This is a genomic window from Streptomyces sp. NPDC021749 (assembly GCF_040640655.1).
Taxonomy (GTDB): domain Bacteria; phylum Actinomycetota; class Actinomycetes; order Streptomycetales; family Streptomycetaceae; genus Streptomyces.
Map to the genome: position 1 here is coordinate 1 of NZ_JBFACE010000073.1, position 20,051 is coordinate 20,051.

The 20,051-nt window shown below is 69.4% G+C and carries 14 protein-coding genes and 1 pseudogene; 3 read left to right on the forward strand and 12 right to left on the reverse strand.

What is annotated here, in order from left to right; genetic code table 11:
• The 8 genes from AB0G35_RS36020 to ngcE form a co-directional block, all read right to left on the reverse strand.
• A partial coding sequence (locus AB0G35_RS36020) for a 1-deoxy-D-xylulose-5-phosphate synthase N-terminal domain-containing protein (RefSeq protein ID WP_360958623.1) occupies positions 1–361 on the reverse strand: 361 nt, incomplete at its 3' end.
• A gap of 226 nt (positions 362–587) precedes the next feature.
• Positions 588–1,946, reverse strand: coding sequence for a sugar ABC transporter permease (locus AB0G35_RS36025; RefSeq protein WP_360958626.1), 1,359 nt, complete (start codon positions 1,944–1,946; stop codon positions 588–590).
• Positions 1,943–2,743, reverse strand: coding sequence for an ATP-binding cassette domain-containing protein (locus AB0G35_RS36030; RefSeq protein ID WP_360958629.1), 801 nt, complete (start codon positions 2,741–2,743; stop codon positions 1,943–1,945). The genes AB0G35_RS36025 and AB0G35_RS36030 overlap by 4 nt, the downstream gene beginning before the upstream one ends.
• Before the next feature lie 190 nt (positions 2,744–2,933).
• A complete protein-coding gene (locus AB0G35_RS36035) occupies positions 2,934–4,028 on the reverse strand; it encodes a substrate-binding domain-containing protein (RefSeq protein WP_360958632.1) in 1,095 nt (364 codons plus the stop codon).
• Positions 4,029–4,167: 139 nt separating this feature from the next.
• The gene (locus AB0G35_RS36040; RefSeq protein ID WP_360958635.1) at positions 4,168–5,367 is read right to left on the reverse strand and encodes an ROK family transcriptional regulator; all 1,200 of its coding nucleotides are present in this window, start codon (positions 5,365–5,367) and stop codon (positions 4,168–4,170) included.
• 208 nt (positions 5,368–5,575) lie between these two features.
• On the reverse strand, positions 5,576–6,544 hold the full coding sequence (locus tag AB0G35_RS36045) for a carbohydrate ABC transporter permease (RefSeq protein WP_360958638.1): 969 nt from the start codon (positions 6,542–6,544) through the stop codon (positions 5,576–5,578).
• On the reverse strand, positions 6,544–7,467 hold the full coding sequence (locus AB0G35_RS36050; protein WP_360958641.1) for a sugar ABC transporter permease: 924 nt from the start codon (positions 7,465–7,467) through the stop codon (positions 6,544–6,546). Before AB0G35_RS36050 ends, AB0G35_RS36045 begins: the two co-directional genes overlap by 1 nt.
• A 63-nt stretch (positions 7,468–7,530) precedes the next feature.
• The gene (gene ngcE / locus AB0G35_RS36055) at positions 7,531–8,970 is read right to left on the reverse strand and encodes an N-acetylglucosamine/diacetylchitobiose ABC transporter substrate-binding protein (protein WP_360958643.1); all 1,440 of its coding nucleotides are present in this window, start codon (positions 8,968–8,970) and stop codon (positions 7,531–7,533) included.
• Between the two features lie 434 nt (positions 8,971–9,404).
• On the opposite strand from ngcE, the gene AB0G35_RS36060 reads away from it, so the two are divergent.
• Positions 9,405–12,821 carry a GH92 family glycosyl hydrolase gene (locus AB0G35_RS36060; RefSeq protein WP_360958646.1) on the forward strand — a complete coding sequence of 1,139 codons (3,417 nt, stop codon included), beginning with the start codon at positions 9,405–9,407 and terminating at the stop codon, positions 12,819–12,821.
• Between the two features lie 103 nt (positions 12,822–12,924).
• On the opposite strand, the gene acnA is transcribed toward AB0G35_RS36060, so the two are convergent.
• Together acnA and AB0G35_RS36070 are read right to left on the reverse strand one after the other, a co-directional pair.
• Positions 12,925–15,642: an aconitate hydratase AcnA gene (gene acnA / locus AB0G35_RS36065; RefSeq protein WP_360958649.1), complete on the reverse strand. Its 2,718-nt coding sequence runs from the start codon at positions 15,640–15,642 to the stop codon at positions 12,925–12,927.
• 236 nt (positions 15,643–15,878) lie between these two features.
• A complete protein-coding gene (locus AB0G35_RS36070; RefSeq protein ID WP_360958652.1) occupies positions 15,879–16,775 on the reverse strand; it encodes a sigma-70 family RNA polymerase sigma factor in 897 nt (298 codons plus the stop codon).
• A gap of 66 nt (positions 16,776–16,841) precedes the next feature.
• Here AB0G35_RS36070 and AB0G35_RS36075 point away from each other — a divergent pair, with 66 nt between their 5' ends.
• Positions 16,842–18,005, forward strand: coding sequence for an alkene reductase (locus AB0G35_RS36075; protein ID WP_360958654.1), 1,164 nt, complete (start codon positions 16,842–16,844; stop codon positions 18,003–18,005).
• A gap of 87 nt (positions 18,006–18,092) precedes the next feature.
• Positions 18,093–18,998 carry an RNA polymerase sigma factor SigJ gene (gene sigJ, locus AB0G35_RS36080; RefSeq protein ID WP_360958657.1) on the forward strand — a complete coding sequence of 302 codons (906 nt, stop codon included), beginning with the start codon at positions 18,093–18,095 and terminating at the stop codon, positions 18,996–18,998.
• 48 nt (positions 18,999–19,046) lie between these two features.
• On the opposite strand, the gene AB0G35_RS36085 is transcribed toward sigJ, so the two are convergent.
• Positions 19,047–19,811 carry a S16 family serine protease gene (locus AB0G35_RS36085; RefSeq protein WP_360958660.1) on the reverse strand — a complete coding sequence of 255 codons (765 nt, stop codon included), beginning with the start codon at positions 19,809–19,811 and terminating at the stop codon, positions 19,047–19,049.
• Positions 19,812–19,967: 156 nt separating this feature from the next.
• Positions 19,968–20,051: pseudogene (locus tag AB0G35_RS36090) on the reverse strand (transposase); the annotation flags it as partial.

Genomic DNA, 20,051 nt, shown 5'->3' on the forward strand with positions numbered 1-20,051 from the left:
AGCCCAGGACCGTGGAGGCGTGGCTGTTCTCGATGACGTCGTGCGCCGACTCCGCCCGCGACGGGTAGCCCGACAGGCCGCCCTTGGCACGCAGCCTGGAGAAGTCCTGACGGCCGGTGAGCAGCTTGTGGACGTACGACTGGTGGCCGGTGTCGAAGAGGACCCGGTCCTTGGGCGAGTCGAAGACCCGGTGCAGGGCGATGGTCAGCTCGACCACACCGAGGTTCGGGCCGAGGTGGCCGCCGGTCTTGGAAACCGCATCGACAAGGAAGGCACGGATCTCCCCCGCCAGCTGCTCCAGCTGCTCCGGGCCCAGTCGGTCCAGATCGCGCGGTCCCCTGATACGGGAAAGCAACGCCACCCCTGCCTCCTTGCTGCTTGCTGCTGCCGTCGATCGATCGAGCTTGCCGATCAGATGAGTCTAATGTCGCGCCCGCAGCGGCGACGCCCGGGCCTTGCGATGTATGTCACTCGGGTGAAGACGTCTTTCGGCCGCGGCCGTGACGGCCCCCAGGAACGCGATTCGGCCCCCACCGGAATACGTCCGGTGGGGGCCGGTGCCACGCCGGCGAGGACGGTGTGCGGGATCAGGTACGGCCGGCCGTTTTCTGCGTCCGCCGCGACACCGAGTCGATCACGACCGCGGCCAGCAGCACCGCGCCGGTGATCATGTACTGGATCTCGCTGGCCATGCCCAGCAGGTTCAGGCCCTGCTGGATGGACTGGATGACCAGCATGCCCAGCAGCGCGGACCAGATCTTGCCGCGGCCGCCGAACAGGCTGGTGCCGCCGATGACCGCCGCCGCGATGACGTTCATCAGGGTGTTGCCGGAGCCGAGGTTCTTCGTGGCGCCACCGGAGAGGCTGGCGATGAAGAGCCCGCCGAAGGCGGCGAGCATCCCGGAGATCGCGAAGACGCTGATCCGGATCTTGTTCACGTTGATACCGGCCCGGCGGGCCGCCTCGGCGTTGCCGCCGACCGCGAAGATCTGCCGTCCGTAGGTGGTGCGGCGCACCACGAAGTCGGCGATGACCAGGACGGCCAGGAACAGCACCAGGGCCAGCGGGAGCCCGCGGGCGCCGGCCGGCTCGTTGAGGACGTAGGCGACCGCGAAGGCGATCACCGCGACCACGCCGGTGCGCAGCACGATCTCGCTGAGCGGCCGGGACGGCAGCGCGGCGGCCTTGCGGCGCTTGGTGTCCAGCAGCAGCGAGCCGGCGTACGCGAGGACCGCGACCAGCGCGAGGCCGTACGCGGCGCCCTTGTCCTCGAAGTAGTAGCCGGTGAGGTTCTCGACCAGGCTGCCGCTCGGCGTGTTGATCGAGCCTTCCTTGCCCATCATCCAGATCTGCAGACCGCTCCAGCCGAGGAATCCGGCCAGGGTGACGACGAACGCCGGTACACCGATCTTGGCGAAAAAGAAGCCATGGACGACGCCGATGAGCACACCGGCCGCGATGGCGATCAGGACCGCGAGCCAGTCGTTGACGCCGTGGGTGACGCTGAGCACCGCCCAGACGGCCGCGCCGACACCGGCGACCGAACCGACGGAGAGATCAATCTCACCGAGCAGCAGGACGAAGACGATACCGACGGCCATGATGCCGAGGCCGGAGGTGTAGACACCGATGTTGGCGATGCTGTCCGCCGACAGGAAGCTGCTGTTCTTGAGCTGGAAGACGATCGCGATGACGATCAGGCCGATGACGACCGGCAGCGAGCCCAGCTCACCGCCGCGCACCCGGCGCTTGAAGTCGGCGAGGTAGCCGGCGAAACCCGCCTCCCGGACCAGCAGCCGGGGGTCGACGGCGGCGGGCTGGGGTGCGTCGGCGGCCGCGGCCTGCGCGGTGTCGGCGGTGTCGGCGGTGTCGGCCGAGGTTTCCGTCGCGGTGTCCGTCGCGGTCTCGGTCGCCTCGCCGACCGGCTCCTTGGTGAGGTCGCTCATGCCCCGGCCTCCTTCTTCACCTGGTCCGTGCGCGCCTTGCGGCGGGTCACCGCGTTGTCCGAGGCACCCGTGATGGCGGCGATGATCTCTTCGTGGGAGGTGCCCTCGACGTCGAAGACACCGTTGTTGCGACCCAGCCGCAGCACCGCGACCTTGTCCGCGACGGCCTGCACATCGGCCATGTTGTGGCTGATGAGGATGACGCCCAGCCCGCGCTCGCGCAGCCGCTCGACGAGGTCGAGGACCTGCGCGGTCTGCTCGACGCCGAGGGCGGCGGTGGGCTCGTCGAGGATGACGATCTTCGGGTCGCCGATCAGCGCGCGGGCGATGGCGACGACCTGCCGCTGACCGCCGGAGAGCGCGGCGACCGGGATGCGGACGCTGGGGATGCGGATGGAGAGGGTGTCGAGCAGTTCCTTGGCGCGCTTCTCCATGGCGATCTCGTCGAGGACACCGGCGGTGCGGCTCTCGTTGCCGAGGAAGAGGTTGGCGACGACGTCGAGGTTGTCGCAGAGCGCGAGGTCCTGGTAGACGGTCGCGACGCCGAGCTCCTGGGCGTCGTGCGGCTTGTTGATGCGGACCGCCTCGCCCTCCCACTCGATGGTTCCGTCGTCGACCGGGTGGACGCCCGAGATGGTCTTGACCAGGGTGGACTTGCCGGCGCCGTTGTCGCCCACGAGGGCGACCACCTCACCGGGGTGGATCTCCAGCGTGACGTCCGTGAGTGCCTGGACGGCGCCGAACCGCTTGGAGATTCCGCGCAACGCCAGCACAGGCGTAGCGGACACGTGAATCATCTCCTTCGCCGCCGTCACAACGGCGGGGGGCATGGTGGTGCGAAGAGGGGTGCTCCGCGAGCAGGAAGAGAGAGGGGTGCTCTGCGAGCCAAGGGTGATGCGGGGGGGGCGGCCCCGCCCGCGCCCGGAAGGGGACGGCGCGGGCCGGGGCCGGACGGAGGCCGGTGGCCTTCGTACGTGCTGCTGCCGGCTACTTGATGCCGGCCGCCTCGCAGGCCTTCTTGACGTCGCCGGTGCAGAGCTGGCTCGCCTTGTAGACCTTGTCCTTGATGATCGTGGAGGCGATGTTGTCCTTGGTCACGATCTGCGCGTCGTAGAGCTTGGCGGGGATGCCCTTGACCGCGCCGCTGAGGCTGTCGACCTTGGTGGACGTCAGCGAGTCGATCTTCTCGCCCTTGAGCAGCTTGACCGCGATCTCGGCCGTGGAGTCGGCCTGCGGCTTGATCTGCTTGTAGATGGTGAACGCCTGGTCGCCCTTGAGGATCCGCTGCAGGCCCGCGAGCTCGGCGTCCTGGCCGCCGACCGGGACCTTGACGCCCTTCTGCTTGAGCGCGGTGATGATGCCGCCGGCCATGCCGTCGTTGCCGGAGTAGACGCCCTGGATGCCGTCCTTGCCCAGCGAGTCGAGGGCGGCGTTCATCTTCTTGTTGGCCTCGTCCGACGACCAGTCCGGGATGTCCTGCTCGTACGCGATCTTCTTGACCTGCTTGTCGAGGACGCTGTGTGCGCCCTTCTTGAAGAACGGCATGTTCGGGTCGGTCGGCGAGCCGTTGATCATGACGACATTGCTGTCCTTGGCCTTGTCGCCGAGCGCCTTGACCAGCGCCTGCCCCTGGAGGCGGCCGATCTTCTCGTTGTCGTAGGAGACATAGGCCGAAATATTGCCCTCGGCCAGACGGTCGTAGGCGATGACCTTGACGCCCTTCTTGGCGGCCTGGTTCACCCACGACTGGGTGGCCTTGTAGTCGACCGCGTCCAGGATGATCACCTTCACACCCTGGGTGATCAGCGCGTCGAACTGCTTCTTCTGGGTCTCGGTCTCCTGTGCCGCGTTGTTGTACTTGACCGTGCAGTCGCTGCACAGTTCCTTGATCTTCGCCTCCATCATCGGGCGGTCGAAGGTCTCGTAACGCGTGGTCTTGTTCTCCGGCAGGAGCAGGCCGATGGTCTTGTTGTCGCCACCGCCGCCCTTGGCACCGTCTCCGGCCTTGCCGCAGGCGGCCACGGAGAGTGCCATCGAGACGGCGGCGGTACCTATGACGACGCGGCGCGTCCAAACGTTCATTGGGGTTGCCTCCCTGACGTGGCCGCGTCGTTGCGGCCGAGGTGGGGGAAGTCAACTCGGCCGCCAGCCCACCGTCAAGAAGTAAATCCTTAACGAGATGGCAACGGTGCCATGCGTTAGGTGTATGAACACAGCGCGCTTATGCCAGAGCGGGAGCATCCACGTTCTGTGCGCCGTCGAGCAGCGTCGAATCGCCCATCTCGCTCAGTACGAGCGCCAGCGCGCCCAGTACCTCGGCCCGGCCGCCGAGCGTGCCGGTGACGATGCCCAACTGCCGTGCGGCGCTGGGAATTGCGTACCGCGACACGGACTCGCGGATCGGCGCGAGCACCAGCTCACCGGCGTCCGCGAGATCGCCGCCGAGCACCACTCGACTGGGATTGAGCAGATTGCACAGGTTCGCCACGCCACTGCCGATATGGCGGCCTACGTCCGCAATGACCCGCCGACAGCCCGGGTCGCCCTCGCGGGCCAGCTGGACCACCCGCGCCATGGTCAGATCGGGCCCGTGGCTGGGCTGCAGCAGCGGCAGGACGTACCGGGCGGCGGTGAAGGTCTCCAGGCAGCCGCGGTTGCCGCACCGGCACACCGGCCCGGACTCGTCCAGCGTGATGTGCCCGATCTCGCCCGCGGTGCCGCCCGGCCCGCGGTAGATCTGCCCGCTGATCACCAAACCGGCGCCGACACCGCTGGCGACCTTGATGTACGCAAGGTCGGCGGCCCCGCGGCCCCCGCCCCAGACCAGCTCGCCCAGCGCGCCGAGATTGGCGTCGTTGTCGACGTAGACGGGGACGCCGAGCCGCCCGGACAGCTCCTGGCGGGGGTTCGTCCCCGCCCAGCCCGGCAGGATCGCGGTCGAGCCCAGCGTCCCGGATTCCACGTCGATCGGGCCGGGCACGCCCAGGCCCACGCCGATGACCTTGTCCGCGCCGATTCCGGTCGCCTCGATCAGCCGGTTGACCAGCTGTTCCGCGCGGTCGAAGCCCTCCGCGGCGGAGGCGTCCACATCGATCGGCTCGGCCTCCTCGGCGAGCACCTGGTGCGCCAGGTTGCCGACCGCCACGCGCAGGTGGGAGTGGCCGAAGTCGACGCCCACGACGATGCCCGCGTCGCCGGAGAGCGAGACGCTGCGCGCCCGCCGGCCGCCCGCCGAGGTGGGGGTGACCTCGACGGTCCCGCCGTCCTTCAGCTCCCGGACGATGTTGGAGACGGTGGCCGCGGACAGCCCCGTGCTCCGGGCGATCTCCGCCTGGGTGAGCGAGCCCGCCATGCGTACGGCGCGTACCACCCGCTCCAGATTGGCCCGGTGCAGCGAGGACTGCGACCCCGGAGTCTCCATCGACTCATCCACTCCCGCCTGGGGCGGACAGCGCGACGACCGCCCGCCGGGCCGGACCACGGCAGCGGGGCCCGGCTTGTCTCCAACATGTGAATCTAAGCTGAGCCGCCCGGGCCACCTCCCGTCAAGTCCTCCAACGACCCTGAGACCAGCACAACGCACCGGCCTCCCACCGGCAATCCGGTGGGAGGCCCGGTCTGATCAGGTACTACTTGAGCGCGCCGGCGGTCAGCCCGGCCACCACCTGACGCTGGAAGATGATGTACGCGGCCAGCACCGGGAGCATCGCGATCGTCAGACCCGCGAACAGTCCCGACCAGTCGCCCTTGTACCCCTGGCTCACCGCCAGGGCCACCAGCCCCTGGGTGAGCATCTTCTTGTCCGGATCGCCGACGTTGAGCACCGTCGGCAGCAGGTACTGGTTCCACTGCCCGAGGAAGTTGAAGATCCCGACGCTGATCAGGCCGGGCTTGGCCATCGGCAGCATGACCTGGAAGAAGGTGCGGGTGTGCGAGGCGCCGTCGATCAGTGCGGCCTCGGCCACCGAGGTGGGCAGCGTCCGGAAGAACCCGCTGAGGAAGAACACCGTGAACGGCAGCGAGTAGGCGATGTAGACCAGGATCAGGCCGTGGTAGCTGTCCAGCAGCGTCATGTTCTTCATGACGAAGAACAGCGGTACCAGCGCCAGGATGACCGGAAAGCCCATGCCGCCGACGAACAGGAAGTAGACGAAGCGGTTGCCGGGGAAGTCGAAGCGGGCCAGCACATAGGCCGCCATCGACCCGAGCAGCATCGTGCCGATCAGCGAACCGCCCACCACGATCAGCGAGTTGAGGAAGTACTGGCCCATGCTCGCCTTGTCCCAGGCGCGGGCCCAGTTGTCGACGTGCAGGACCGAGGGCAGACTCCAGGGCGAACCGAAGATCTCGGTGTCGTCCTTGAAGGAGCTGACCACCGCCCACAGCAGCGGCATGGTCACCAACAGGCCCCAGATGACCAGGACTCCGTGCGAGAAGACGTTGAGGACCCGGCCCTCACCGCCGCCGTCCCGGCCGGCCGTACCGTCCGTGCCGCCGCGTCCGGCGCGCGGTCCGGGCACCCGCGAGGTGGACCCGCCGGGCGGCCCCTGCTCCTTGGTGACGCCCGGGAGGTCCGCGGGGTCGGTCTGCGCGCTCATCAGAACTCCAGTCGCTCGCGGCGTCCCAGCCGCATGACGATGCCCGAGAAGATCAGGGTCACGATCAGCAGGGAAACGCCGATGGCGGTCGCATAGCCGGCCTGACCGTCGCGGAACGTCTTCTGGTACACGTACAGCGGAAGGACCTCGGTCGAATAGTCGGGGCCGCCCGGACCGACGCTCATGATCTGCACGAACGCGAAGGCCGAAACGTCCAGGGCGAGGATTCCCATGTAGATCCAGCCGGTCTGCACGGTGTCCCACAGCAGCGGCAGGGTGATCCGGAAGAAGGTGTTGAAGCGGTTCGCGCCGTCCAGCAGCGCGGCCTCGTAGAAGTCCTTCGGAATGGAACTCATACCGGCCGAGAACAGCACGACGTAGAAACCGACGTTGGCCCACACCATGGCGGCCATCACGCACCACAGCGCGAGCTGCGGATCTCCCAGCCAGTCGGGCTGCACACCGTCGAGCCCGATCGCCTGGAAGAACGCGTTCAGGGCGCCGCTCTCCGGGTTGTAGGCGAACTGGAACAGCAGCGCCACGATCGGGACCGACAGCACCTGCGGGAAGAAGTAGAGGATTTTGTAGGCGGCCGAGCCGCGCACCCCGCCGATGACCGCCTTCTTCCGGCGGCGGCCACCGACGTTGAGCATGAAGGCGAAGAACAGCCCGAGCGAGAGCGTCACCACCGGCAGCAGCAGCAACAGCGTGACGCTGTTTCCCACCGCGGCCCAGAACACCTCGTCCTTGAAGAGGCGGGCGTAATTGTCGAAGCCGATCACCTTCAGGTCCGGACTCAGTCCGGTCCAGTCCGTGAAGGAGTAGTAGATGGCCTGGACGAATGGCGAGATCACGAAGATCGCATAAATCGCCAGCGGGAGCACCAAGAACCCCGCGATGAAACGGTACTTACCATGTTTCATGACTACCGATCCCGCTCTCTGCCTGCGTTCCCACCGCCGGTGACGCGTCGGATGACGTATCGGTCAGCGCTTGTACTTCTTCACGCTGGAATCGTCGCGGGTTTCGTCCGCGTACTTCTGGATCTTGGTGATGGCCTCGTCGGGCGTCATCCGGCCGGCCATCATCTCGCCCAGTGCACCGACGCCGATGCGTTCCTTCTGCAGCGCCACGTACCAGTCCTGCAACCGCGGATTGACGATGTTCTGGCCCGCCTTCTGCAGTGCGGCCTGCGCCGATGCCAGACCCGGCGGCAGCTTCAGTCCTTCCGTTCCGCCGTTGAGCGAGGTCAGCGAGGACACCTGCTTGATGAAGTTCTGCGCGGACTGCTTACTGAGCATGATGCGCAGCAATTCCATTCCGCCCTCGGCGTTCCGCGCCTTCCTCGGGACGATGTACGGCTCGCCGCCGGACGCCCAGATCGTTCCGTACGGCATCTTGTCGGAGGAGGACAGGCTGGACGGGGCGCCGACCGCCAGGTCGAAGTGGGGGTTCTTCGCGATCTGCTTGGCCGACTCGTTCTCCACCCAGGAGCCGTTGGGGATGAACAGCGCCTTGCCCTCGGCCCAGGCCTTCTGCGACTGGAGGTGGTCCAGGCCGGGCGAGCCCTTCAGCACATAGCCCTTGCGGTACAGCTCGTAATAGGCCTCGAAGGCCGCCTTGACGGCGGGGTCCTTCCAGGCGTTGGGCTCCAGATTGTCGATCTTCCGCAGGACCTCTTCGCCGCCGATCTTCGCGATGAACGGATAGAGGCTGAAGGGCAGGTAGTAGGGGTACTTACCGGGGTACGTCCAGCCGGCGACGCCCTTCTTCTTGGCCTTCGCGCAGAGCGCGAGCATGTCGTCCCAGGTTTCGGGGTATTCCGCGTCGAGCTTCTGCAGATTGCTCCGGGAGTACCACACGCCGTACACCGTGTAGGCGTAATAGAGGATCCAGGTCTCCTTGCCGCCGAACTGCCCCATTTCGACGACGCCGGGGCGCAGGGTGTCGCGCACCTTCTTGTTCGGGTCGTCGACGGAGGGGGCGTCCAGGAGCGGGGTGAGGTCGGCCAGCTGGTCCTTGGCCACCAGCGTGCCGAAATCCATCTGCTCGGCGCCGGAGTTGTCGACCAGGTCCGGGGGGTTTCCGCCGTTGAAGCGGGGCTGCAGGGTCGACTGGATCTTCTGGGTCGAGGACAGCTTGACCTTGCCGTCGGCCTTCGGGAAGGCCTTGACGTACAGGGCCTGGGCGTCCTTGGCGTATTTGTCGCCGAAGCCGCCGTCGAAGATGACCACGTCGAGGCCGGCCGAATCGTTGACGGCCAGCGGATTCTTCGCCGACTTCTTGCCCTTTTCGACCTTGTCCTCGTCGCCGCCACCGCCGCTGGCACAGGCGGACAGCATGCTCATGGCCGGTACGGCGACGATCCCCAGGGCGGCGGCCCGCTTGACCAGATCACGACGATTGAATTCTGAGGTGGATCCCATGCTCAAGTCCTCGCCTTCTTCAGGACTCAGGCGGTGTACCGGAGCCACCCCGGCACCGCGGGTCAGATGAAGCTGAGTTGTACGGGATGTGCACCGGGCCTGCTAGGGAAATGCGGGTCAATCATCCGTTCCCCGCTTTCCCCCCGGATCCACGGCCTGGGTCGTACGGCCGGTCGGACGCCGACAGGTATAGTCCACTTCCAGCCGAAGGGGCAAGATCGAATGCAGGGTTGGCCGGGCATCTTTCCCTAGTTGAGACCTCTCCGGCATGCGGCCAATCCCCGCCGGTGGCCGGCCGGATCACCCCGCGACACGACCGGCACCCCCGATCGCAGCGACACCCTTGACACCGAAGTCCCCACGCACGTTACTTATCTCTGCTTATCTTGGCGCCATCAACTGACAACGATGTCACCCTGGTTGAGAGGGCTCGCGTGCGGATCCGACACCGGCACCGTCATCTGCGGGGCACCACCCGCCCGGCCGCCCTCACCGCGGCCGTTCTGCTCGTCCTCACCCTCCCCGGCCCGGCCCGGGCCGCGCCGCCCCACACCCCCCGCGCGGACGCGGAGTTCAGCTCCTCCTTCGAACCCGGCCAGCCCCCGCCGGACTGGACCGACACCACCGAGACCGGCCCGGACGGCAGGCCCAGGGCCTTAGGCGTGAGCCCGGAGACCGCCCCCGCGGCGCCCGGTATGAGCACCCGCCCCGACACCGGCCCGGCCGACTCCCCCACCGCCAAGGCCCATGCCGGCTTCACCGGCGGGCATGCGCTGCGGTACGCCGGCACCCACACCGCGGACGGCCACGGGTACGCGTACAACAAGATCTTTGACGTCAACGTCGCGGTCACAAGGACCACTTCGCTCTCCTACCTGGTCTTCCCGGAGATGGCCGGAACCGATCTGTCCTACCCCGCGACGCATGTCGCGGTCGATCTGGCCTTCACCGACGGCACGTACCTCAGCGACCTGTCCGCGGTCGACCAGCACGGCGCCCCGCTGACCCCGCAGGGCCAGGCCGCGTCCAAGACGCTCTACGTCAACCAGTGGAACCAGCGCACCTCGCGGATCGGCGCGGTCGCCGCCGGCCGGACCGTCGACCGGATCCTGGTCGCCTACGACGCGCCCGAGGCCCCCGCGCACATGCCCGCCTTCCGCGGCTGGGTCGACGACATCACCCTCCGGCCCACCCCGCCGGAGAAGCCGCTCGCCCATCTGTCGGACCACGCGGTCACCACCCGCGGCACCCTCTCCAGCGGCAGCTTCTCGCGCGGCAACACCTTCCCGGCCACCGCCGTCCCCAACGGCTTCAACTTCTGGACCCCGGTGACCAACGCGGGCTCCGCCGACTGGCTCTACGAGTACGCGCGGAAGAACAACGCCGACAACCTGCCCACCCTCCAGGCGTTCAGCGCCAGCCACGAACCCAGCCCCTGGATGGGCGACCGGCAGACCTTCCAGGTGATGCCGTCCGTCTCGGACGGCACCCCGGACGCCTCCCGCACCGGCCGTGCGCTGCCGTTCCACCACGGCAACGAGACCGCCCGGCCGCACTACTACGGCGTGACCTTCGACAACGGCCTCAAGACGGAGATCACCCCGACCGACCACGCCGCGCTGATGCGCTTCACCTTCCCCGGCGACCGGGCGAGCCTGATCTTCGACAACGTCGACAACAAGGGCGGGCTGAGCCTGGACACCGAGCGCGGTGTGGTCACCGGCTTCTCGGACGTCCGCAGCGGGCTGTCCATCGGCGCCACCCGGCTCTTCGTCTACGGCGTCTTCGACGCACCGGTGACCGGCGGCGGCCGGCTGGAGGGCGGGGGCGGCAAGGACGTCACCGGCTACCTCCGCTTCCGCCCGGGTGCCGACCGGACCGTGACGATGCGGATCGCCACCTCCCTGATCAGCATGGACCAGGCCAGGGCGAACCTGAACCGGGAGATCCCGGCCGGCACCGCCTTCACCACCGTCGAGCAGCGGGCCCAGGCGCAGTGGGACGCGCTCCTCGGCCGCATCGAGGTCCAGGGCGCCTCCCGCGACCAGCTGACCACCCTCTACTCGAACCTCTACCGGCTCTACCTCTACCCCAACTCCGGCTTCGAACAGGTCGGTTCGCGCAGCCGCTACGCGAGCCCGTTCTCCCCGCAGACCGGCCCGGACACCCCGACCCGCACCGGATCGAAGATCGTCGACGGGCAGATCTACGTCAACAACGGCTTCTGGGACACCTATCGCACCACCTGGCCGGCCTATTCGCTGCTCACCCCGCGCCGGGCCGGGAAAATGGTCGACGGTTTCGTCCAGCAGTACAAGGACGGCGGCTGGATCTCGCGGTGGTCGTCGCCCGGATACGCGGACCTGATGACCGGTACGAGTTCCGACGTGGCCTTCGCCGACGCCTACGTCAAGGGCGTGGAATTCGACGCCGAGGCCGCCTACGCCGCCGCCGTCAAGAACGCCACGGTCGCCCCGCCCGGCTCCGGCGTCGGCCGCAAGGGCATGAACACCGCGCCCTTCCTCGGCTATACGAGCACCGACACCCGTGAGGGCATGTCCTGGGCACTGGAGGGCTGTCTCAACGACTTCGGCATCGCCCGCATGGGCCAGGCGCTCTACGAGAAGACCAAAAAGCCCCGCTACAAGGAGGAATCCGAGTATTTCCTGGGCCGCGCCCGGAATTACGTCAAGCTCTTCGACGACCGGACCGGCTTCTTCCAGGGCAAGGACGCCCAGGGCCACTGGCGGCTGCCCCCGGAGAAGTTCGACCCCCGGGTCTGGGGCAACGACTACACCGAGACCAACGCCTGGACCGCCGCCTTCACCGCACCGCAGGACACCCGGGGGCTGGCCAACCTCTACGGCGGGCGCGCCGCCCTGGCGAAGAAGCTGGACGGCTACTTCGCCACCCCGGAAACCGCCGCCAAGGAATTCGCCGGCTCGTACGGCGACGTGATCCACGAAATGACCGAGGCCCGCGACACCCGGATGGGCATGTACGGCCACAACAACCAGCCGTCGCACCACATCGCCTATCTCTACGACGCGGCCGGGCAGCCCTGGAAGACCCAGGAAAAGGTCCGGGAGGCGCTCTCCCGGCTCTACCTCGGCAGCGAGATCGGCCAGGGATATCCCGGCGACGAGGACAACGGCGAGATGTCCGCGTGGTACGTCTTCAGTGCGCTCGGCTTCTATCCGCTGGTGATGGGCCAGGGCGAATACGCGGTGGGTTCCCCGCTGTTCACCAAGGCCACGATCCATCTGGAGAACGGCCGCGACCTCGTCATCAAGGCCCCGCGCAACAGCGCCCGCAACGTCTACGTACAGGGTCTTAGGGTCAACGGAAAGCCGTGGAATTCCACCGCGCTGCCGCACCGGCTGCTGACCCGCGGCGGCACCCTGGAATTCGCCATGGGCGACCGGCCGTCCTCCTGGGGCACCGGGCCGCACGCCGCGCCCACGTCCCTCACCGAGGACGACGCGGTGCCGGTGCCGCCGGCGGACACCACCGACCCGTCCGCCGGCCCGCTCTTCGACAACACCTCCGACACGGCCGGCTCCCTCACCGCGGCTCCGATCGACCTGCCCCGGCCGGCCCGGATCACCTCGTACACCCTCACCTCGGCCGACCGCGGCACCGCGCCGACCGGCTGGCTGCTGGAGGGCTCCGCGGACGGGAGGCACTGGGCGCCGCTGGACCGGCGCTCGGGCGAGTCGTTCGCCTGGGACCGCCAGACCCGGGTCTTCGCGCTCGCCCACCCGGCGGACTACCGGCACTACCGGCTGGTGCCCGACGGCACCGCCGCGCTCGCCGAGGTCGAGCTGCTGGGAGCGCCGGACGGCCGGTGACCCCGGCGGTGGCACCACCGCGCCCACGCGGACGGGCCGCGCCCCCTCGGTCGAGGGAGTGCGGCCCGTCGTGGCGCTGCTGCCGGGTGCGGCTGCCGGTTGATTACTTCCGGATCAGCGACCGCAGCACGTACTGCATGATGCCGCCGTTGCGGTAGTAGTCGGCCTCACCGGGGGTGTCGATGCGGACGACCGCGTCGAACTCGACACCGGTGTCGGTGGTGACCTTGACCGTGCGCGGCGTGGTGCCGTCGTTCAGCTCGGTCACGCCGGCGATGGAGAAGCTCTCCTCGCCGGTCAGGCCGAGCGACTCGGCGTTCCGGCCCTCGGGGAACTGCAGCGGCAGCACGCCCATGCCGATGAGGTTCGAGCGGTGGATGCGCTCGTAGGACTCGGCGATGACGGCCTTGACGCCGAGCAGCGCGGTGCCCTTGGCGGCCCAGTCGCGGGACGAGCCGGAGCCGTACTCCTTGCCGGCCAGGACGACCAGCGGGGTGCCGGCGGCCTGGTAGTTCTGCGACGCGTCGTAGATGAAGGAGACCGGGCCGCCGTCCTGGGTGAAGTCGCGGGTGTAGCCGCCCTCGGTGCCCGGCGCGATCTGGTTGCGCAGGCGGATGTTGGCGAAGGTGCCGCGGATCATGACCTCGTGGTTACCACGGCGGGAGCCGTAGGAGTTGAAGTCGCGACGCTCGACGCCGTGCTCGGTCAGGTACTGACCGGCCGGGGTGTCGGCCTTGATCGCACCGGCCGGGGAGATGTGGTCGGTGGTGACCGAGTCGCCCAGCTTGGCGAGGACGCGGGCACCGGTGATGTCCTGGACCGGCGCCGGCTCCATCTGCATGCCCTCGAAGTACGGGGGCTTGCGGACGTAGGTGGACTGCGGGTCCCACTCGAAGGTGTTGCCGGTCGGGACCTGGAGCGCGTTCCACTGGGCGTCGCCCGCGAAGACGTCGCTGTAGGACTTGGCGAACATGTCCTCGCCGATGGCGTTGGCGACGACGTCGTTCACCTCGGACTCGGACGGCCAGATGTCCTTGAGGTAGACCGGGTTGCCGTCCTGGTCGGTGCCCAGGGCGTCGCGCGTGATGTCCACCTTCATCGAGCCGGCGAGCGCGTAGGCGACGACCAGCGGCGGCGAGGCCAGGTAGTTCATCTTGACGTCGGGGTTGATCCGGCCCTCGAAGTTGCGGTTGCCGGAGAGCACCGAGGTCACGGCCAGGTCGTGGTCGTTGACGGCCTTGGAGACCTCCTCCGGCAGCGGGCCGGAGTTGCCGATGCAGGTGGTGCAGCCGTAGCCGACGAGGTTGAAACCGACCTTGTCCAGGTACGGCGTCAGGCCCGCCTTGTCGAAGTAGTCGGTGACGACCTTCGAGCCCGGGGCGAGGGTGGTCTTGACCCACGGCTTGCGGGTCAGGCCCTTCTCCACGGCCTTCTTGGCGACCAGCGCCGCGGCGACCATGACGTACGGGTTCGAGGTGTTGGTGCAGGAGGTGATGGCCGCGACCGTCACCGCACCGTGGTCGAGGGTGTAGGTCGAGCCGTCGGGGGCGGTGACCTGGACCGGGTTGGACGGGGCGCCGTTGGGGTGGACGGCCGGGGCGTCGGAGGCCGGGAAGGACTCCTGGCCCGCCTCGTCCACGGTGTCCACGTAGTTGCGGACGTCCAGCTTGAACTGCTCGGCGGCGTTCGCGAGGACGATGCGGTCCTGCGGGCGCTTCGGGCCGGCGATCGACGGGACGACGGTGGAGAGGTCCAGCTCCAGCTTCTCGGAGAAGTCGGGCTCGGCCTTCGGGTCCAGCCAGAGGCCCTGCTCCTTGGCGTACGCCTCGACGAGGGCGAGCTGCTGCTCCGAACGGCCGGTCAGCTTCAGGTACTTGATGGTCTCGTCGTCGATCGGGAAGATCGCGGCGGTGGAGCCGAACTCGGGCGACATGTTGCCGATGGTGGCGCGGTTGGCGAGGGAGGTGGCGGCGACGCCCTCACCGTAGAACTCGACGAACTTGCCGACGACACCGTGCTTGCGCAGCATCTCGGTGATGGTGAGCACGAGGTCGGTGGCGGTGGTGCCGGTGGGCAGCTCGCCGGTCAGCTTGAAGCCGACGACGCGCGGGATGAGCATGGAGACCGGCTGGCCGAGCATCGCGGCCTCGGCCTCGATGCCGCCGACGCCCCAGCCCAGGACGCCCAGGCCGTTGACCATCGTGGTGTGCGAGTCGGTGCCGACGAGGGTGTCGGGGTACGCCTGGCCGCCGCGGACCATGACGGTGCGGGCCAGGTGCTCGATGTTGACCTGGTGGACGATGCCGGTGCCGGGCGGGACGACCTTGAACTCGTCGAACGCCTTCTGGCCCCAGCGCAGGAACTGGTAGCGCTCCTTGTTGCGGCCGTACTCCAGCTCGACGTTCTGGCCGAAGGCGTCCTTCGTGCCGAACTTGTCGGCGATGACGGAGTGGTCGATGACCAGCTCGGCCGGGGCCAGCGGGTTGATCTTCGCCGGGTCGCCGCCCAGCTCCTTCACGGCCTCACGCATGGTCGCGAGGTCCACGACGCACGGCACACCGGTGAAGTCCTGCATGATCACGCGGGCCGGCGTGAACTGGATCTCCTGGCTGGGCCGGGCCTGCGAGTCCCAGTTGCCGAGCGCCCGGATGTGGTCGGCGGTGATGTTCGCGCCGTCCTCGGTGCGGAGCAGGTTCTCCAGCAGCACCTTCAGGCTGTACGGCAGACGGGCGGAGCCCTCCACCTTGTCCAGCCGGAAGATCTCGTACGACTCGTCGCCCACCTGCAGCGTGCTGCGGGCGTCGAAGCTGTTCGCCGACACGACAGTCTCCTTCATCAATGTGCGCGTTCTCTCCGCAATCCTGCCGCCACGACTCCCCTGCGGTCCGCTAAGGTAAGGCTTAGTTAGGTAACCCTTACCGGGGTGGCGGCTGCGGTGCGCCTCGGCAGATATCTCGATGTCGAGATAACTCTAGTACATCAAGGCGGCGCGGTCGTGCCCCGGCTCTGTTGTGCTGCTTCCCCGCACGCCGCCGCGTAGACGGTCCCGGGAGCCGGTCACGCCTCCGGGGCGGCGAGGGTGAGCTGCCGGAGGCGGGCCGGGTCGGCGATCACCTCGTAGGCGGCGACCCGGTCGCCCTCGACGCATACGGTCAGGACCAGGAACAGACGGCCGTGCGGTGCCACCACGATGCCCATGCGTCCGTCGACCAGCGCCGGTGCCGCGAACCGCGCGTTGCGCCCGAGCGTCACCGTCTCCTCGGCCACCGCCCGCGCGCCCCGGACCAGGGACGCGGCGCCCGGCGGCAGCACGGCGGGGTCAGCCCGGCGTACGACGTCAGGGGCCAGGACCGCCAGCAGGGCGCCCAGATCGCCGTCGCGGGACGCCGTGAGGAACGCCTCGACGACCCGCCGCTGCCGGGTCAGCTCGGCGGCCGGAACCGCGGGGGTGCCGCGCACCTTGTGGCGCGCGCGGCTGGCGAGCTTCTTCGTGGTGACCGGGGAGCGCTCCACGAGGGGCGCGATCCGGTCGAACGGCACGGCGAACAGATCGTGCAGAACGAACGCGACCCGCTCGGCCGGCCCCAGTGTGTCCAGGACCACGAGCAGGGCCCGGCCGACCGAGTCGACCAGCAGCGCCTCCTGCTCCGGGTCGCTCCCGTCGTCCGCCACCCGCCCCTGGCCGGCGGGCGGCGGCTGCCCGACCAGGTCCTCGCGCCGGGAGGTACGGGCGCGCAGCATGTCGAGGCAGACGCGGGAGACGACGGTGGTCAGCCAGGCCCCCAGGTTCTCCACGCCGTCGGCGCCGGCGCGGCCGAGCCGCAGCCAGGTCTCCTGGACCGCGTCGTCCGCCTCGCCGGGTGAACCGAGCATCCGGTAGGCGACGGCCCGCAACCGGGCGCGCTGCGCCTCGAACCGTTCCGCGAGCTCCGCCTGTGCGTCCTGCCCGGCCATCGGTCACCTTTCCTCGTCGTGCCCCGTCACCTCTATGACGCATCCGATCCGACCGAGGTGACCTCCATGACCACGACGACGAACACCACGATGGCCTCGGGCCACGCGGCGGCCGCCACGACCGCCGACGCGACGCCGTCCGGCACCGACCAGCCGCTCCTGCGACGGGCGGACTTCGGGGACCTCCAGCTGCCCAACCGGGTGGTGATGGCGCCCACGACCCGGGCACGCGCCGCCGGCCCCGACCTCGTACCGACCGACCTGCACGCCGTCCACTACGGCCAGCGGGCCGGCGCCGGCCTGATCGTCGCCGAGGGCACCTGGGTCAGTGAGCGGGCCGTCGGCTTCGTCCACGTCCCGGGCATCTACCAGGAGGCGCAGATCGCGGCGTGGCGGCAGGTCACCGGTGTCGTGCACGCCCTCGGCGGCCGCATCGTGCTCCAGCTCTGGCACACCGGCGCCGCCTCGCACCCCGACCACCTGGGCGGCGCACTGCCCGCCGGCCCGTCGGCGGTCAACCCGCACGAGCGGTCCTTCACCGCGACCGGCTTCCAGGACACCGTCACGCCCCGGGAGATGAGCCGGGCGGAGATCGCCACCACGGTCGCGGACTTCCGGGCCGCCGCGGCGAACGCCCGGCGTGCCGGCTTCGACGGCGTCGAGATCGGTGCGCTCGGCTCGTTCCTGATCGCGCAGTTCCTCAACCCGCGGCTGAACCGCCGTACCGATGCCTACGGCGCGGGCCGGGCCGGCCGCCGGCGCCTGCTGCTGGAGATCATCGACGCGGTCGCGGATCCGTGGGACGGGCGCCGCGTCGGCGTACGGCTGTCGCCGTACTGGACCTCCGGCGACACCTTCACCGCGGATACCGAGACCCTCGCCGCGTACGACGAGCTGGTGACCGAGCTCAACGACCACCCCGTGGCGTATCTGCACCTGCGCGGGCCGGACACCGCCGCGCCGGGCGGTACCCCGGACTTCGCGGCGTTCGCCCGCTACCGGCGGCGGTTCGACGGCCCCTTCATCGCGAACCTGGGCTTCGACCGCGATTCCGGGAACGCCATCATCGAGGAGGGCAGCGCCGACGCCGTGTCGTTCGCCCGCCACTTCATCGCCAACCCCGACCTCGTCACCCGTTTCGCCCTGGGCCGGGACCTGGCGGCCGGCGACCCGGCCACCTACTACACCGGCGACGCCCGGGGCTATGTCGACCATCCGGTCAGCGCGTGACCTCCCCCTCATGCCAGGTGACCGTCACATCGTGCCGATCCCGTACGTCATCATCGTGACGCACCTTGACGGGGAGGCAGGAAACCGATGACCGACGCCCAGTGGCTGGCGGAGCAGTTCGAGCGGAACCGGGGGCATCTGCGGGCAGTGGCCTACCGGATGCTCGGCTCGCTCAGCGAGGCGGACGACGCCGTCCAGGAGGCCTGGCTGCGGCTGAGCCGGTCCGGTGCGGACGAAGTGGAGAACCTGGGCGGATGGCTGACCACGGTCGTGGGGCGGGTCTGCCTGGACCAGCTGCGGATGCGCAAGGCGCGCCGCGAGGACTCCCTCGACACCCACGTCCCCGAGCCGATCGTGAGCCGCCCGGACCGCGTCGACCCGGAACAGGAGGTGCTGCTGGCCGACTCGGTGGGCCTGGCTCTGCTGGTCGTCCTGGAGGCCCTCTCCCCCGCCGAGCGGCTGGCGTTCGTGCTCCACGACATGTTCGCGATGCCCTTCGACGAGATCGCGCCGGTCATCGACCGTACGCCGGCCGCGACCCGGCAGCTCGCCAGCCGCGCCCGCCGGCGGGTCCGCGGCACGGCGCCGGCTCCGGAGACCGACCTCACCCGCCAGCGGGAGGTGGTCGACGCCTTCCTCGCCGCCTCGCGCGGGGGCGACTTCGAGGCGCTGCTCGCGGTGCTCGACCCCGAGGTGGTGCTGCGGGCGGACGCCGGTGCCGCGCCCGGCGGCATCTCCAAGCTCGTCCGCGGTGCCCGGCCGGTCGTCGAACAGGCCCTGCTGTTCTCCCGGTTGTCGCTGTCCGCCCGGCCGGCCCTGGTCAACGGCGCGCCGGGGCTGGTCACGGTGCACAACGGCCGGCTCTTCTCCGTCATGGGCTTCACCGTCGCGGACGGGAAGATCGTCGAGATCAACATCCTGGCCGACCTCGAACGGCTGCGGCGGCTGGACCTGACCCTCCTCGACGAGGGCGACGACGCGGAGGACGCCTGACCAACTCCCGGCAACGCACGGCAGCGTGCGGGGGCGGGGCGCGCGGCCTCAGCAGTGCGGGACCGCGCCGCCCCGGGCCAGCGCGCGCAGTGCCTGCACCGCGCTCTTGAGCGTCGTGACGGGCACCAGCCGCAACCCCGCCGGCGCGGGCTGCACCTGCGCGCACTCGCCCTTCGGCACGAGGAAGACGCGCGCGCCGTCCCGCCGCGCGGCCTGCGTCTTGAGCGCCGCTCCGCCGACCGCACCCACCGTGCCGTCAGCATCGATCGTCCCCGTACCGGCGATGGTGCGACCGCCGGTGAGGTCACCGCCGCTGCCGTCGCCGGCCAGCTTGTCGACGATGCCGAGCGAGAACATCAACCCGGCGCTGGGCCCGCCCACGTCGTCCAGCCTCAGCTTCACCTTCACCCGCTCCGGGTCCTTGTGCAGCAGCCCGAGCGCGGCGGCGACGGCGGCCCGCTGGGAGGACTTCATGTCCGCGAGGTTGTGCTCCGCGACCTGCACATCGGACTTTCCGGGAGGAAAGACGGCGTCCTTGGGCATCACGGCCCGGTCCGTGCGGAACCAGGCCTCGACCACCTGGTTCAGGTGGGTGTCGACATGCGGCCCGGTCGCCTGGATCGCCACCATCCGCAGCTGGCCACGGGTCTTGCGCACCGGTGCACCGCTGACCGAGATGACCTCCCCGCCGCCGTGCTCCCCCAGCACGTTCGTGGTCTGCCCGGGCCGCGCAACGGAGTACGGCAGCGGCGCGAACCCCGCCACGGTGAGCAGCGCCACCAGCGGCACGACGCCCAGCGCGATCCCCCGCACGCGGGAGCCGGACCGGGAACGGCCGGGAGCCGGCGCCTGCGAGGACGTCTGCGAAGGCGTCGACGAAGGGGGCGGCGAAGACGCCCGCGCAGAGGTCGGCGTCCGGGCTCCGTCACGGGAGGGGCGAGTGGTCACCCGGCCCAATCTAGTGCCGCATCAAGCAACGTTCGCCCTGTTCACGACCTCGCGTAGGCGTTCGTCGGCAGCGTGCTTGTTCCGCCAGATGATGTAGCGGCGGAT

Bases quoted from the DNA above. Each gene is read 5' to 3' on its own strand.
- AB0G35_RS36025 (WP_360958626.1), bottom strand. From the start codon at position 1,946: ATGAGCGACCTCACCAAGGAGCCGGTCGGCGAGGCGACCGAGACCGCG.
- AB0G35_RS36030 (WP_360958629.1), bottom strand. From the start codon at position 2,743: ATGATTCACGTGTCCGCTACGCCTGTGCTGGCGTTGCGCGGAATCTCC.
- AB0G35_RS36035 (WP_360958632.1), bottom strand. From the start codon at position 4,028: ATGAACGTTTGGACGCGCCGCGTCGTCATAGGTACCGCCGCCGTCTCG.
- AB0G35_RS36040 (WP_360958635.1), bottom strand. From the start codon at position 5,367: ATGGAGACTCCGGGGTCGCAGTCCTCGCTGCACCGGGCCAATCTGGAG.
- AB0G35_RS36045 (WP_360958638.1), bottom strand. From the start codon at position 6,544: ATGAGCGCGCAGACCGACCCCGCGGACCTCCCGGGCGTCACCAAGGAG.
- AB0G35_RS36050 (WP_360958641.1), bottom strand. From the start codon at position 7,467: ATGAAACATGGTAAGTACCGTTTCATCGCGGGGTTCTTGGTGCTCCCG.
- ngcE (WP_360958643.1), bottom strand. From the start codon at position 8,970: ATGGGATCCACCTCAGAATTCAATCGTCGTGATCTGGTCAAGCGGGCC.
- AB0G35_RS36070 (WP_360958652.1), bottom strand. From the start codon at position 16,775: ATGGCCGGGCAGGACGCACAGGCGGAGCTCGCGGAACGGTTCGAGGCG.
- AB0G35_RS36075 (WP_360958654.1), top strand. From the start codon at position 16,842: ATGACCACGACGACGAACACCACGATGGCCTCGGGCCACGCGGCGGCC.
- sigJ (WP_360958657.1), top strand. From the start codon at position 18,093: ATGACCGACGCCCAGTGGCTGGCGGAGCAGTTCGAGCGGAACCGGGGG.